The sequence below is a fragment of the Castellaniella sp. genome (assembly GCF_049673105.1).
GTDB lineage: Bacteria > Pseudomonadota > Gammaproteobacteria > Burkholderiales > Burkholderiaceae_B > Castellaniella.
The window spans coordinates 1-16185 of record NZ_JBATXG010000006.1 but is presented as its reverse complement, the minus strand read 5'-3'; the positions used below and the strand labels follow the sequence as shown (position 1 = coordinate 16185).

8 protein-coding genes and 1 tRNA gene are annotated in these 16185 nt (G+C 65.6%); 4 read left to right on the top strand and 5 right to left on the bottom strand.

Translation table 11 applies throughout. From position 1 onward, the window contains the following. The first annotated feature begins 4 nt into the window (after window positions 1-4). The 3 genes from WBF69_RS01405 to WBF69_RS01395 all read left to right on the top strand — a co-directional run bounded on the left by WBF69_RS01405 (window position 5) and on the right by WBF69_RS01395 (window position 4365). The gene (locus WBF69_RS01405) at window positions 5-1468 is read left to right on the top strand and encodes a sensor histidine kinase (protein ID WP_424260462.1); all 1464 of its coding nucleotides are present in this window, start codon (window positions 5-7) and stop codon (window positions 1466-1468) included. Between the two features lie 50 nt (window positions 1469-1518). After that, window positions 1519-3147, top strand: a complete 1629-nt coding sequence (locus WBF69_RS01400) for an MFS transporter (RefSeq protein WP_424260862.1) — start codon at window positions 1519-1521, stop codon at window positions 3145-3147. 312 nt (window positions 3148-3459) lie between these two features. Continuing rightward, entirely contained in the window at window positions 3460-4365 is a 906-nt protein-coding gene (locus WBF69_RS01395; protein WP_424260860.1) for a recombination-associated protein RdgC, read from the top strand. Between the two features lie 74 nt (window positions 4366-4439). On the opposite strand, the gene WBF69_RS01390 is transcribed toward WBF69_RS01395, so the two are convergent. The 4 genes from WBF69_RS01390 to WBF69_RS01375 all read right to left on the bottom strand — a co-directional run bounded on the left by WBF69_RS01390 (window position 4440) and on the right by WBF69_RS01375 (window position 14658). Further along, on the bottom strand, window positions 4440-5732 hold the full coding sequence (locus WBF69_RS01390) for an aspartate carbamoyltransferase (RefSeq protein ID WP_424260460.1): 1293 nt from the start codon (window positions 5730-5732) through the stop codon (window positions 4440-4442). Window positions 5733-5798: 66 nt separating this feature from the next. Further along, window positions 5799-6386 carry a hypothetical protein gene (locus tag WBF69_RS01385; protein WP_424260458.1) on the bottom strand — a complete coding sequence of 196 codons (588 nt, stop codon included), beginning with the start codon at window positions 6384-6386 and terminating at the stop codon, window positions 5799-5801. 77 nt (window positions 6387-6463) lie between these two features. Continuing rightward, on the bottom strand, window positions 6464-8671 hold the full coding sequence (gene pbpC / locus WBF69_RS01380) for a penicillin-binding protein 1C (RefSeq protein WP_424260456.1): 2208 nt from the start codon (window positions 8669-8671) through the stop codon (window positions 6464-6466). Beyond that, on the bottom strand, window positions 8668-14658 hold the full coding sequence (locus tag WBF69_RS01375) for an alpha-2-macroglobulin family protein (protein WP_424260454.1): 5991 nt from the start codon (window positions 14656-14658) through the stop codon (window positions 8668-8670). Before WBF69_RS01375 ends, pbpC begins: the two co-directional genes overlap by 4 nt. A 165-nt stretch (window positions 14659-14823) precedes the next feature. Here WBF69_RS01375 and WBF69_RS01370 point away from each other — a divergent pair. Next, window positions 14824-14902, top strand: a tRNA-Ile gene (locus tag WBF69_RS01370). A gap of 124 nt (window positions 14903-15026) precedes the next feature. Here the strand turns inward: WBF69_RS01370 and WBF69_RS01365 are convergent. Then, the coding region (locus WBF69_RS01365) for an ISL3 family transposase (RefSeq protein WP_424260452.1) at window positions 15027-16185 on the bottom strand (1159 nt) is incomplete at its 5' end.

The window sequence follows — 16185 nt, the reverse complement described above, 5'->3', positions numbered from 1 at the left end:
GCCCATGTACTCGGACCCGCTCCCTGGCTACGTCCGGCGACGCCGGCGGCGGCGCCATGCCACCCTGCTGGGCCGCATTCTGCTGTGGATGATCGTGCCACTGTTCGTGCTGTGGTCCATCGGCATCGTCATCACGTATTTCATTTCCCTGAACATCGCCAACTCGCCCTACGACCGCACCCTGTCCAGCCACCTGCGGCTGCTGCGTCACGAGGTCGAACAGCAGCGTCTGTCCACCGGCATCGCGCTGTCGGAATCCGCCCGGACCATCCTGGCGGGCAACAGCGACGATACCCCCACCACCTGGCAGATCCTGGACGCCAACGGCCACCTGATGGCCGGCAACCCCAACATCCCCACGCCGGAAAACTGGACCTACGACATCGACCAGATCCGCTATCGCAACGCCACGATGGATCACCGAACGATCCGTCTGGCCTATCTGTGGGGCGGGCGCGACCGCGACGGAACGGGCTTCCTGACCGTCGTGGCCGAACCCAGCGAAGCGCGCGCCACCCTGCAGCAGGAAATCCTGACCGGCATGCTGACGCCGCAACTGATCATCCTGCCGCTGGCGGCCATGCTCGCGGGCCTGGGACTGACACAGGGCCTGGAACCCCTGAGCCTGCTGCAAGAACACATGCGACGGCGCAAACCCAGCGACCTGTCACCGATCCGCGACGATCTGGCGCCGGCGGAAATCGTGCCCCTGATCGCCGCCATGAACAACGTGCTGCAGCGCCTGTCGGCGTCCATCGATTCGCAGCGGCGCTTCGTCGCCAACGCCGCCCACCAGCTCAAAACGCCTCTGGCCGGCATTCGCACTCAATGCGAAATCGCCCTGCGCGAACAGGAACCCGCGCGCATGCGCGACAGCCTGAAACAACTGATCACCGGGTCCGAGCGCGCAACCCGGCTGGTCAATCAATTGCTCTTGCTGGCGCGCGCCGAGTCCTTGGACCCCAACCAATCCCGCACCACCGAACAGCTGAATCTGTACGATCTGGCTGCCGAAGGCACGGGCGCATGGGTGGAAACCGCCTTGCAGCGCGGCATCGATCTGGGCTTCGAATCCCCAGACGAAGACCTGCCTATCTTCGGCAACCGCACCATGATCCGCGAACTGCTGAACAATCTGATCGACAATGCCCTGCTGTACACCCCGTCGGGGGGCCAGGTCACGGTGCGGGCATTGGCCGACGGCGACCTGGCCTGCCTGGAAGTACAGGACACCGGCCCCGGCATTCCACTGGACGAACGACCCAGGGTCTTTGACCGCTTCTACCGGATACTGGGTCACGAAGCCGAAGGCAGCGGCCTGGGCCTGGCTATCGTGCGCGAAGTCGCCGAACATCACCAGGCCAGCATCGCCTTTCTGCCGCCCGGCAACCACCACGACCCGGTCAGCGCCGGCACCCGACTGCGGGTGTCCTTCCCCCGCGATCACGTTCCCAGGACCCGCACGTGAACCAGTCTCCCCTCATGACGCCCGACTCCACGGACGACGCCCGGCGCCCCATGACGCACGAAGAGCGCCGGGTGATCCTGGCCTCGTCCATGGGGACGGTCTTTGAATGGTATGACTTCTACGTCTACGGTTCGCTGGCGGCGATCATCGCCCAGCATTTCTTTTCCGGCGCCAATTCCACTGCCGGCTTCATCTTCGCCCTGCTGACCTTTGCCGCAGGCTTTGCCGTGCGCCCCTTTGGCGCCCTGGTCTTCGGTCGCCTGGGCGATATGGTCGGGCGCAAATACGCCTTTGTCATCTCGATTCTGATCATGGGCCTGTCCACCTTCCTGGTCGGCGTGCTGCCCTCCTCGGCCTCGATCGGCACCGCCGCGCCCATGATTTTGCTGTTGCTGCGCCTGCTGCAGGGTCTGGCCCTGGGCGGTGAATACGGTGGCGCCGCCGTCTACGTGGCCGAACACGCCCCCAATCACCGACGCGGGTTTTTCACCAGCTGGATTCAAACCACGGCAACCACCGGCATGTTTCTGTCCCTGGTCGTGGTGCTGGGCACCCGCGCCACCCTGGGACAGGAAGCCTTCGAAGCCTGGGGCTGGCGGGTGCCCTTCCTGATTTCCGTGCTGCTGCTGGTGATTTCGGTCTGGATCCGGCTGCGGTTGCACGAATCCCCCGCCTTCACCCGCATGAAATCCGAAGGCCTGATTTCTCGCGCCCCCATCAAGGAAGCCTTTGGTCGTTGGCGCAATCTGCGCCTGATCCTGCTGGCCCTGTTCGGCTTGACGGCGGGCCAGGCGGTCGTCTGGTACACCAGCCAGTTCTACGCCCTGTATTTCCTGACGGAAACCCTGCGAGTAGATGCCAATATCGCCAACATCCTGGTGGCCCTGGCATTGCTGCTGGCCTGCCCCTTCTTTCTGGTGTTCGGCGCGCTATCGGACCGGATCGGACGCAAGCCCATCATCATGGCGGGCTGTCTGATTGCTTGCCTCAGTTATTTCCCGGTCTTCAAAGGCCTGACCCATTACGCCAATCCAGCGCTGGAACGGGCGCAGAAAAGCGCCCCCGTCTACGTGGTGGCCGACCCCGATAACTGTTCGCTGCAATTCAATCCCATCGGCACCGCGTCGTTCACCAGTTCCTGCGACCTGCTGAAGGCCTTCATGGCCAGCCATTCGGTGCACTACATCAACCAAAGCGCGCCGACCGACACCGTGGCCTATGCCTTGGTCGGCGACCAGCGCGTCGATTCCTTCGAGGGCACCATCCTGCCACGCGCCGAATTCGCCCAGCGCAGCGCCGCCCTGCAAGACACGCTGCGCCAGGCGGTCCGCGATCACGGCTACCCCCATCATGCCGATCCCTCGCAGATGAATTACGCGATGGTGCTGTTGCTGCTGTTCTTTCTGGTGCTGCAGGTCACGATGGTCTACGGGCCGATTGCAGCCATGCTGGTGGAAATGTTCCCGACACGCATCCGCTATACGTCCATGAGCGTGCCCTACCATATCGGCAACGGCTGGTTCGGCGGATTCGTGCCGCCGGTGGCCTTTGCCACCGTCGCCACCACCGGAAATATGTACGACGGCCTGTGGTATCCCATCGTCATCTGCGCCATGACCTTGATCATCGGCATGCTGTTCATCCGCGAAACCTGGCACAACGATCTGGATGCGGTCTGATTCAGAGTCTCGTCAGGGATGATCCTGTAGAATCTTGATGTGCATCAATGCTAGGCCTCGGCATCCTGTTCCCCCTTGCATCCCGACCCTGCACACGATTGATGCGCCACCGTCCCTGCACCCCCCGCGAGCCTTTTTGTGCACGGACGGCTGCCCCTCATGGCCCGGTCCACACACCGGGCCTTTTTTTATCCTCTGTTTTACTGGCCTGCCGTCATCCCGGCCCTGATGACGGCGCAGCGGCGCGAACAGCATCGCGTACAATCAAAGCCCCTTTTTCATCGCCGCTTGCCGGCCTATCCGCACACGACCATGTGGTTCAAGAATCTCAAGCTCTATCGCCTCGCCCCCAACGCCAAGCTGACTGTCGCCGATCTGGAAGCCGCCCTGGAACCCTTGGCCTTCCAGCCCGGCAGCAGCCAGGACAGCCAGGTATCCGGCTGGCTGCCGCCCAGGGATGACAGCGGCCTGGCCTATGCCCAGCATGGCCAGATTCTGCTGCGGCTGCAGACCGAGAAAAAACTGTTGCCGACCACCGTGGTCAATCAGGCCAGTCGCGCCCGCGCCCTGCAGATCGAGGAACAGCAGGGCTATAAGCCTGGGCGCAAGCAGATAAAGGAAATCAAGGAACAGATGACGATGGAGCTGCTGCCGCGCGCCTTCGTGATCGCCCATGACACGCACATCTGGATCGACACCGTGAATCACTGGGTGGCGATCGACGCCGCCGCCACGGCGCGCAGCGACGAGGTCCTGGGCCTGCTGGCGAAAACGCTGACGCCCTTTCCCATCGTGCCGCTGCACGTGGAAATGTCGCCCGCAGCCGCCATGACGCTGTGGCTGACGGAAGACGAAGCCCCCGCCGGTTTCACCATCGATCAGGACACCGAATTGCGCTCGACCGGCGAATCCCGCGCCACCGTGCGTTATGTGCGCCAGACCGTGGACGCCGACGAGGTGCGCCGCCACATCCAGGCCGGCAAACAATGCACGCGCCTGGCCATGACCTGGAACGACCGGGTGTCGTTCGTGTTGACCGACAACCTGGACATCAAACGCGTCGCGCCCCTGGACGTCCTGAAAGAACACCAGGACGCCCAAGCCGCCAACGAGGCCGAACAGTTCGAGGCCGATTTCGCCTTGATGACAGGCGAAATCGCCCGCATGCTGGACGACCTGGTGGCGGCGCTGGGCGGAATGAAGGCGGATACGAAGTAGCGGGATAGCCCCACCTTGGGGCGGCCCGGCGGCAAAAGGGGCCCTACGCCGCTACCTGCGGCTTGCCGTCCTGATCAGTACATGCCGTGAAACACGCTGTCGTCCGGCCCGATGTGGGACGGCGGCGTCCAGGTCACGTCGCGCAGGGAATGCTGCACCAGGCTTTCCACCCCCAGCAGGACGGCAAATATCGCCATGCGCACCGGAATGCCATTGTCCGCCTGACGGAAGATCGCCAGGCGCGGATCGTGGTTCAAGTCGGTGCTTAAATCATGGGCGCCTTCGCGGCTATCGCGCGGCAGCGGGTGCATGACGATGACATCCGGCCCGCAGCAGGCATCCACCAGGGCGCGGTCCACCTGGAAATCGGCTGAATAGCCTTCCAGGTTTTCACCGCTGAAGCGCTCTTTTTGCACCCTGGTGGCGTAGATGACGTCCGCGCCCTTCAGCCCGGCGGCCAGGTCGTGGGTCTGTTCGATCACATGGCCGTTCTTGCTGGCCTGTTCCAGCAGGTAGTCGGGCATTTCCAGTCCTGGGGGCGACACCAGCGTGAACTTCATGCCCCGGTACAGCGCCAGCAGCTTGATCAGGGAATGCACGGTGCGACCGTATTTCAGGTCGCCCGCCATGACGATGTGGGCGCCGTCCAGCAATTTGCCCAAGCGGGAAAATTCCGTCAGGATGGTGTACAGGTCCAGCAAGGCCTGGCTGGGGTGTTCGCCCGCCCCGTCGCCGCCATTGACCACCGGGATATTGGTGGCGGCGGCGAATTCGGCCACCGAGCCTTTGTCCGGGTGACGGATCACCATCGCATCCACATAGCCGCTCATCACGCGGCTGGTGTCATAGATCGATTCGCCCTTGGCCATCGAGGAAAATGTAAAACCGGTGGTATCGCAGACCGAACCGCCCAGGCGGCAGAAGGCCGCCCCGAAACTGACCCGGGTGCGCGTGCTGGCCTCGAAGAACAGATTGCCCAGCACCGCGCCTTCCAGCACCCGCGAGACTTTTTGCCGCCGGGCGATGGGCTGCATCAAATCCGCCACGCGGCACAGTTCTTCCACGGATTCCCGCGTGAACTGATCCACGGACAGCAATTGATGCTTGTTGTCGATCGCGATGCGGTCACGCAGGGAACCGGACTGCGCGCTTTGCGCATACTTTTCCATCAACGCGCCGTTTTCGACGATTTCCGTGACGAAACGCGAGACGACTTCCGGCATGCTGCGCGCTTCCTGGGAACCTTCGGGCAAGAGCCAGGTATCCAGCGCACGGCGCTTGACGCCGATGCGCGCGGCAAACACGTCGCGGGTCAGATTCAGGCGACGCATGGCATCGCGCAGGAAAACTTGCTGAGAAACGGCCATGCTCGGCTCCTATATACGCAATGCGTAGATTTTCGCCGAACTTACAACAGAAGCGCAAGTATTTTATTACCGCACGCCGGCCACCGAGCGAGCCGCCACATCCGCATTGTGCGCAGACCCCACACCAAAGGCCAGCTGCTGTTCCTGAATGGGAGCAGCATAGGCCGGGGCCGCCAGCATGATCTGCCCCACCACCAACGCCAGGCGCAGGCCGGGGTTCGCCGCCGTGGCAGCGCGAATTTTTGCCAGCCCTTCGTCCTTCAGGATCAGGACCAGTACCCCGCCGCCAGCCTGATCCGTGGCCGACTGGACACCCATCAGGTCACTGCGGTCGATGATGGCGTCGGTGCGCACATACAACAGACCCGAGGGTTTCAGCGGCACCGGAGTCCAGCCCGGATGCGAACGGGTATCCGCCAAAAACACACGCAAATCGGCAGCCTCGCGGCTGGCGGTCACGGCTCGGACCGGATCGGCATGCGCCGGGGCCGATGCGCCAAGCTTCGCGCTGACGGGCGCCGCCTGGCTGGACGAGGATCCCCGCCCCGCCCCCGGCACCGTCTGGCAGGCTGCCAGCGCGGATACCAACAACACCAGCAATCCTGCCCGCCAGCAACGCCACCGTCCGCCACCCTGTTTGTCTAATGAATTCATGCTTCGTACCTCCTTGCTCTGATCCCTATCCCCCGATGATGACATACTTCGCCGGACACCCTCACGCGACGCCGACGCTAGCGACCATTACTTCCAGATGCCGCCCAGGTCCCGGCGCGTACGGTGACCCACGCCCGATCCAGCACGCTGCCGGCGGCGTCCCGCAACTCGAACACATGCCGCCCCGGCTGAGGCGCCCAATCCGGCGCGCCGTCCGGCCCATACCGCTGACCATCCAAAAACCAGCGGACATCGGCGACCGGGCGCGACAAGGCATCCACCGCGCGCAGCCGCACGCGTTGGCGGTCCCAGGGGATGTCCGGGTCCAAAGCGATCACGGTGCCGTCGACCGGCTCGGCAATTCGGGGGCGACCGGCCTGGGCGGGATCGCGGCTGGGCGGGGCGAACAGCGCCTGGGCGGTATCGCCCAGGAAGTATTCCGTACGGGCAGGCTCCAGGCCATCGGCAAACCGGATGCGCGCCGAGGTTACGCCATCCGGCAAAGGAGGTTGAGCAGGCCGCAACGCCAGCCATGCCATCAGATCGTGCCAGATCGGCCCGGCGCCACTGACGCCGGACACCTGGCGCATGCTGGCCCCCGCGCTATTGCCCACCCAGACGCCGACGGTATAGGCGGCGGACCAACCCACGCACCAGTTGTCGCGCATGTCCCGGCTGGTACCGGTCTTGACCGCCGCCCAGGTTCCCGTCGCCAGCGGGCTGTCCAGGCCAAACGTCCGCGCCCGCGCCTGGCGATCCGCCAGGATATCGCCCACGATCCAGGCCGCGCCGGGGGAAAACAAGGCATGACCGCTCTGCGGGCGATGGGTATCCACCGACCGCGTCGACACCGGCGCATAATCGCCGCCGCGCGCCAGCGCCCGGTAAGCATTGCTGAGAGACAGCAGCGTCACATCCGCCGAGCCCAGCGCCAGACTGTAGCCGTAGTAGTCCCCGCCTTGCGTCAGCGGCAGACCCAGGGCCGTCAGGCGCTGCGCCAGCGCATCCGGCCCGACCAGCATCAACGCCCGCACCGCCGGAATATTCAGGGACGAGGCCAGCGCCACCCGCGCACTGACCCAGCCACTGAAGCGATGATCGTAATTGTCAGGAATGTACAGACCGCTGCCGCCATCCAGGCCCAAAGGACTGTCATCCAGCAGAGACGCCGCCGTCAGGCGCCGTTCGTCCAGCGCCTGGGCGTACAGAAACGGTTTCAGGGTCGAGCCGGCCTGGCGCAGCGCCTGGGCGTGGTCCACATCCGCCGCCTCGGACAGATTCCCGGACGATCCCACATAGGCCAACACGGCCCCCGAACGATTGTCCAGCACCACCACGGCGGCGTCTGTGACGCCTGTCCCCTGCAGGTCCCGCAGGTGGCGGCGCACTGACCGCACCGCCAGTGCCTGCAGTTCGGCATCCAGCGTGGACGGGATCGTGCCATCCGCCTCGACCTGCCCATCGCGCAGCAACTGCCGCGCCCAATGCGGCGCCAAGCCTGGGGTTTCAAAACGCCGCGCCTGCGCGCGTGACAACGACAAGGCGATGACATCCCGCAGGCCAGCGCACGCGTCCGGGCGCCCCAGATCGCGCAGCACCGCGCAACTGCGCTGGGCCAGCACGGACAGCGGGGCATTGGGGCCGCGCAGCAACACCGCCGCCAGGGCGGATTCCTGCAAGGTCAGCCCCGACGCCTGTTTTTGGAACATCACGCGCGACAAGGCATCCACGCCCCGCAGCTCGCCCCGATAGCTGGCCAAGTTCAGATAGGCTTCCAGGATCTGCGTCTTGGACCAGCGCGACTCCAACTGACGGGCCGCCTGCATCTGATCCCATTTCTGCCAGACGCCCCGGCCATCCGGCCCGCGCCGCAGATCCGCATCGAGCATGGCCGCCAGCTGCATGCTCAGGGTCGAGGCCCCGCGCCGCCCATCGCCCCACGCCGCCGACCAGGCCGCCGAGGCGCTGGCCAGCCAATCCACCCCGCCATGCGCGTAGAACCGCTGGTCCTCGGACTGGATCACCGCCCGCTGCAAGGCGGCGGATATATCCTGCAGCGGCACCCAGTCGCCACGCCGGGCGGAAAAATCCGTCCGGATGCGCTGGATTTCGCGGCCATCCGCCGCCAGCAGCCGGACGTCCGATGGGCGCCAGGACTGGCGCACCGTCGCATAATCCGGCAAATCAGCCGATGCGCCAAGATCCGCCGCCGACGCCGACCAGACTGGCATCCACCACAAAGCCGCCCCCAGCAGCCCGATCCCCGCGCCCCGCCAGATGTTCAATCCACCACCTGGAAAGGCGTATTGGGCAGACTGCCGAATACGTCCGGCTGATACAGGGCCTCGATGCGCGTCGGGGGCAATTGATAATCGCCCGGCGTATTCAAGCGCACCGTATATTCCAGGGTCTGGACGCCGGCGTTCAGGACCTCGAAATACGCCCGGTACATGCCCGCGTCCCGTTCGACGAAGGTCGGCCTGTCCCAGAACGGCTGATCCTGGGATTCATCCTGGACGGCGATCGCCGAATCCCGGCCCAGGCCACCCCCCAGGATGGACGCCCCCGCCGGCACCGGGTCGCTGATCACCGACCAGACCACCGGTTCGCGGCTATGGATGCGCAGGCTGACCCGGTAGACATCCCCCACCGACCAGCGATCCGGATGGGCGCGGGACACCGGCGTGATGCTGCGTTCCACCCGCATGCCGGCATCCACGGCCTGAGTCTGCGGCACCGCCGCGCGCGCCGTGACGGTCGCCCAACCACCGCCCGCCCCCTGCTGCGCCAGATCCAGCGTCCCCTTCCGGGACGACGGCCAAGGCAGATCCAGCGACTGACGATGGATGCCATCGGTCTGGGGCATGTCCGCCCAGGCCAGCGTCTTTTCCGCCCCCGGCGCCAGCGTCACCGACACGGCTCCCTGCCTCGCCTGGCGTTCCTCGCGCCGGGCATAGTCGTTGACCGCCAGCACCCCCAGGACATTGGCGGCGGTCGTCGACCAGGCCCCCTTGCTTTGCAGGGACAGCAACCCCGTCATCAGGCGCGACAGATCCGGGCGCCATTCAGGGCGCGGCAAAACTGTCATCAGCAAGCGCGCCTGGGCCGTGGTTACATTGCTCATCAGCCACCAGCCCTGGCCCGCCGTCTCATCCGACAGGACCAGAGACGTGCCGTGACGACTGAGCCGCGCCCGCAAGACAGCGTCGGTCTGCGCCTGCAGGGCCGCGCGATCCGGCAGATCGGGCACGTGCTGCAGGATGGATAGCCAGGTCACCACGGCAGGCGTCGGCCAGTCACTGACGTCCAGCGCAAAGGAATCCAGCATGCCCGGTTGCCACGCGCCCGCCAGGGCCAGGGCATCGATCGCGATCAGCTTGCGCCAGAACAGATCCTGCACCGGCGCCCAGGCGGTCTCGCTCAGGCGGCCCAGCACGAAATCCTGCAGGGCCGACAGCATGCGGACACGGGCCTGATCGGGCAGCGCATAGGGCCACCCCATCGCCTGCGCCCGCGCCGAAACCTCGATCAACTGCGCCGTCAGGATCACGCTGCCGCGTCCGCCGGGGAAATAGGCCAGCAGACCGGCTTCGTCCTGGTAATCCGGCAGACGCTGCATCAAATTTTGCCAAGCCGCCGCATCCTGCATGCCGATCGCCTTGGAACTGAGCTGTTCCACGCACGTGTAGGGATAGGCCGCCAGCCAGTCCCGCACCCCCGGCAGCGTCCCCGCCAGACTGGATTGCAGGCGCACTGTCACCCCGCCGCGCGGCGCCCCCTGGGCATTGAGCACAGCTTGCGCCGACGCATCGACCGGCAGGTGCTGCGGCGACCCCTGGCGGATCTGCAGCAAGGTCGCCTGACGCACCGCCACCGGCACGGCAGGCAACAGGGTCTGACGCACCATGATCCGGTCGGCGGTCTGCCCGCCATCCTGTTGGCTCTGTGCCGCAAAGGTCCACTGCAGGGCCTCGCTGTCCCGATGATTGCCCAGCAGCGGCGCATCCACCGGCCAATGCAAGGTGGCCGATGCGCCCGCCGCCAGATCCAGAGCCTGGTCCGGCAAGGCCTGCCCGGCGCTGTCCGCCGCCTGCACCTGCGCCGACACCGTCAACGACAGCGCCGCCTGAGTACGATTGCGCACCGTGACGCGCGCCTGATAGTGATCACCCTCGCGCACGACCTGAGGCAGGCCCGACACCACCTGCAGATCCTGTGTGCTGATGATATCGGTCGACCCCGTGCCGAAACTGCCCTGCCCATGATCGACCACGGCCACCAGCTTGAAGCGCGTCAGCGAATCGTTCAGCGGCACGGCGACCCGCGCCCGGCCTTGCTCGTCCAGCGTCAGGTCGCTGCGCCACAGCAGCAGGGTGTCGAACAGTTCCCGCGTGGCGCCAAAACCCCCGCCCCCGCCTGCCGGCACTGCCTTGCGGCCATAATGCCGGCGGCCCACCACCTGGCCCTGGCTGGTGGCCGTGCGCACGCCCTCGTCGCGCATCACGCGCATGGCATCCAGCAGATCCCAGCTACGGTTGTCCATCAATTCCAGCAAAGCAGCGTCGACAGCGGCAAACGCCACCCCGGCGCCCGCCGCCGGCTTGCCGTCGGGCAAGAAGGCCTGGATCTCGACCTGAGCCGTGTCGCGCACCTGATAGGTGTCATGGTCGGCCTTGATCTGCACCTGCAGGCGATCGGCATCGCTGCTGACTCGAATCTGCGCCAGGCCGACCCGGAAGGACGGCTTGGCCAGATCCACCAACCCGGTCGGCGCCGGCGCATCATCCGCCTGCGCCGACCGGGCACGCGCCCAATCCAGGGGATGACGCCAGCCCCAGTCAAAGAAAGAAGCCCAGGGCACATGGCGGATGCGACCGCGCACCGCCAGCACCGAGACATAAACATTCGGCCCCCATTCCGCTTTGACCAGCAGACGCACGACAGGTTCGTCGCCATCCAATGCGACGACATGGGTTTCCAGCACGCCTTCCCGTTCCACGGCGACCAGGGCCTGCGCCTGACGGAACGGCATGCGCACGGTGAATTCGGCAGTCTCGCCCGGCTGATAACTGGCCTGGGACGGAATCACATCGATGCGATCATCATCCCCCCCGGCAAACCAGTTTTCGCCGCCCCAGACCCAGATCGAGGTCGCCGCCCTGGACACGCGGCCCTGGGCATCCTGCGCCTGGGCGAACAACTGGATTTCCCCGTCGCGATCCAGGCTGACCGGGCATTCCAGCAAGCCTTTGGCATCGGTCTTGCCTTGGCACAGCGTCCCCAGGGAAGCGATCTGCGCATGCGTGTCGTAAGTGTAGAACCCCCCCACCAGGCGCTTGCGCGTCGAATAGGTGGTGCGCACCCGGCCATCCAGCTGCACCGGCGCCCCCGCCAGCGGACGGCCCTGCGGGTCCACGGCCAGCAGTTTGACGGTCGCGGTCTCGTTGCGCGACATCCAGCGCCCCGTCTGCAAGCCGGCCACCACCGCTGCCGGCCAGACTTGCGCGGTGTGCGACAAGGTCTGGATTTCCCCGTTAGGGTCGGCAAACGAAGCCTCGAAGCGCCAGGACTGCGGGTCTTGCACCGCAGGCAGATCCTTCAGATCGACGCGCGCCGCCCCTTGCGCATCCAGGCGCACCGGCTGCTTGTCCAGAATCAGGCGGCGCAGGCTATCGGACGCGGCCTGATCCGTCGCATCCTGCAAACTGTCCGGCACGCCGAAATTGAAATCCGCATAGGCCTCGAAACCGGGGAACAGCGGCTGGGCCACTGCCGAGAGGGTCGCCTCCAGATCCCGTGCCGGCCCGCCGGACAGCCAGGCCAGTTGCAAATCGGCCTGCACCGCCGCCGGGGCGATCAGGGCGCCGGTCACGTCAGGCGCATTGCCGCTCGACGCAGCCGCCGGCGCCGCGATTTTCAGCGACCCGGTCAGCAAGGGCAGCTTGAAGGCCTCGACCCGGAAGCCGCCGGCGTACAAGGTGGGCGTCCAGCCCGCGTCCGGGTCGGCCGCAGCGTCCATCTGGATGGCATACTGCCCCAGCCGCGCCGTGCGGGGAATCGCGTAATCCAGCAAGGCGTATAGCCCGCCGCTGGCGCTTAATTGCCATGTCAACGGCAGCTTGACCGCATCGCCCGAACCCTCGTGGACGATCTCCGCCGTCTTGGGCAGGCAATCTTGCTTGGCCGCCTTCAGGCAGTCCGTCGGCGGATTGCGCACCCCGTCGCGCGTCAGATCGCGCAGCAAAAGTTTCATCGAAACGGTTTCCCCCGCCCGCAGCAGGGTCCGATCCATGACGGCATGGGCCACCTGATCCGGCGTCGACGACCGGCTGGTGGGCACATCGAAGCGCCAGGGCTCGATCCCCTGGTCCCAGCTGGACCAGGCAAAGGAAAAATCCGCCTGACCCTGCGCTGCCGGATGGTCGGCGGCGACCCGCGCCGTCACGAACACGCCCGATTGTCCGGTGCCTTCGCAATACGCATCCGCCGGCACCGCCCCGACAGAATGCCAAATTCCCTGCTGATTTGTTTGCCCCTGACGGATGCGCGTGCCATCGCAGCTCAGGATCGCCACCTGGGCGTCGGGTACCGGCTGCCCGCCATCCAGCGTCGTCACCCAGACCAGCGCATCGTCACGCCCGGTCTTGATGTGCACTGCCAGGTTGGTCACCAGCACCGCCGAGCGCACATACATGGTGCCGCCCGGATGGTCCTTGCCGGACAACAGGGCCGCCCCCAAGCGGGGGGATGCGGCTTCCAGCACATGCAGGCCAGGTTCCGCCACCGGCACGCCAATCATCTCGATATCTTTGCCCTCGGCATCCTGCAGCCCCGGCAAGGTCAGCGTACGGGCCGCATCCTGTGCGCCGAACACAGAACGCGAGCGTACATCGATCCACGGTTCTCCCTGCTGCTCGCGGCGCATGGGGCGCGAGGCCAACACATCGGCAAACTGACCCGCCGTCAATTCGCCTTCTTGCAGGCGCTGGACCTTTGCCATCCACTGCAGCGCCTGCACGTCGTCCGTCGTGACGTGATCATCCACCTGCCCGGCGGAAATCATCAGCTCCTGCGTGCGCAGCTGCGGCCCCACCCGTCGCAGCGCCAGCGGCACCAGGGCCGGCAGATCCTGGGCCGGCGCGCCTTCGGCGAAACGTTCCACAATCCCGAACGGCCCGGAGGCGAATTTCACCAGCGGCGGCAAGGCATCGATGGGGATATTCAGAGGAAAGCGCGAGGCATTGGCCAGCGCGCGCCCCATATCGTCGCGCAGGTCCTGGGGCAGCACCAGCCGCAACGTGGACCGTTCCGCGAAAGGCGCGCCAAACGTCAGGCTGGAGATGGCGTCACTGCCCGCGTTGTCCACGTCGGTCTGCACCCGCCGCAGACCGTCCGGGGTGTCGAGCGTCACCTGGCTGGCCAGCGCACGCGGCACCGGGCTGGAAAACGTCACACCGATGGGAAACAACGGCGAACACGGCGCCTGCGCGTTGACGCGAGTGCAACTCATCGAGGCCCGGAAGGGTTCGCGCACCTTGAAATCCTGTGCCAGCGCCGTCCGGCTGGCGACCCCCGGCTGGCCCGGCAAATCCGGCGACTTGACCCCTGGGGCCACCACCAGGCGCACCTGGGCCGAAGACGGCAGCAGGCGTTTACATTGCAGCAAGCGGACATGGGCCTGGCTTTGCTGGCCTTCGTCATCCCAGCCAATGGACCGCAGGATCTGATCCCGTTGATCGCCGTCGATCAGGCGCACCGGCACGGATTCGCCCAGCCCCTGCACCTCGCACCGCGCATGCTTCAGGATCGACTGCGGATCCGTCGCCGTATTGAAGCGCAACACAAAGACCTGGTCTTCGGCGATCGGGCCGCCCCAGGGATATGACAGCCGCGCGCGCGGCCCGCCCGTGGTGAAGGCATAGGTTTTACCGCTGTCCAGCGGCTGGCCTTGCAGGTCCCGGAAATCGGGATTCGGCGCGGCCTGGCACGCCACGGCGCCCGCCAGCGGTTTTTCAAACGCATAGACCCAGTGCTGCGGGTCCACCCAGCGGCCCGCCCCCCGCACCGCATCCGAATCGCACTGGATCCGGTACGGATCCGCCGCCAGATCATTGCCCAGCGCGATGGCCGGCACGTCGAAATCCACCTGCACCTGCAGAATCCGCGCCATTGCGCCCTGGGGCGTAAAGCGCGCCACCTGCGCCGCAGAGGTCGACGCAGCCCAGCCCAGCACCAGACCTGCCAGCAGAGTACGGGAGAGGATCAGATGCATGGGACGGCCCTGTTCGGAGGTTCTGCTGATGCCGGCCCCGCGCAAGCTGACGCGACCAGGCGACGATGCAGGCAGATTACCATCCGCCCGCCGCCGTCGCCAGGGCGTCTTATGCGATAATCCCCGTTTTCCCGGCGGCTGGCCACGCAAGCCCGCTGCCGTCGGGGGCCTCTAGCTCATGCCTGGTTAGAGCAGCGGACTCATAATCCGTTGGTGCCGAGTTCGACTCTCGGGGGGCCCACCAGAATTCATGCGGTTCTTCAGTGCCCCACCACCATCGCCATGCTTACTTGATGGGGGAAAAATTGACACACCGATCTTGCTTGAGCCCGCCAGGCTCTACCCCATTAACGGGGGATGGACATCCATCAGACACGGTTGATGACACCGTTCCAGCCGCATTGAGCCAAGACCCTCATGCGGTAATTCTCAAAGTTTCTGAAGCCGTAGGCCCTACGCGAGAGCATCTCCATCTTGGTGTGGAATCCTTCGGTGATTCCATTGGATTTGGAGAAGCGCCACATGCGTACGATGGGCTCCAGCCACGATGTTAGCGTAGCAGCCAGCGCCCTGGCTGGGCTTTGCTCGAACTGACGAATCAGCGCCAGGAACTTGGGCAGCATCTTTCTGGCACGCTTGGCCTTCAGAGACTTGAGCACCAGAAAGCCGTTGAGCTGCTGCTTGGCGAAGTACAGTGCCTGCAGCACGGGCGTTTGGGCCAGGTATTGGTGCAGCCGTTCCTTCTGCACGGCGGACAACTTCCAATGATGCCGACGCATCAGGCTGAGCAACCCCCGATTCTTGCGACCTTCGGGATCGTGCTGCTGCCACAGCTTGAGGAAATGCTGATTGACCAGGCGCACGACATGGAAGCGGTCGGCGACGATTAGGGCATTGGGGAAGTACTGCTGGGCGATCCGCCGGTAGGTCTCGGATAGATCCATGACGATGACTCGCACGTTCTCCTTGCCGGGCAGGCGCTTGAGGTAGCTGCTCAGGCTGGCTTCCGAGCGCCCCAGCACGACATCGAACACCTTGTGGTTCTTCAGATCCACCAGCGTGGTGGCATAGCCCTTCTTGCGGGTGAAGAAGTGTTCATCGATGCCCAGCACCTGGGGGCAGGACCTGCCCGACAACTCCGCGACGCGCTGCTTCACAAAGGACTGATACCAGCGCTCGACGGTGGCGCTGGCGATCTGGTGGGTGCGGGTGAGCTTGCGCTGACTGACGCCTCCGTCATGAGCCTCGAAGACCTCCATCCGGTAGGCCTCGGTAGCCCGCCGTCGGGGGCGGATGCCGGGGAACTGCTGGCGAAAGTAGCGATTGCAGTCGGTGCAGTGGTACTTGGGCACTGTCAGGTGCAAGACCATGAGCTGGTTGCCCTGGCGGGTGTGCTTGAGCGTCCTGTGGTGCGTGGCTTTGATGCGCAGCTGATCGCCTGTGCAGTGCGGGCAGGCGGGGCGCTTGCGCGGTCTGGCCCAGACGTGGATGTCCTGGGCGCGCTGGACCTGCTGGACCACCAGGCCG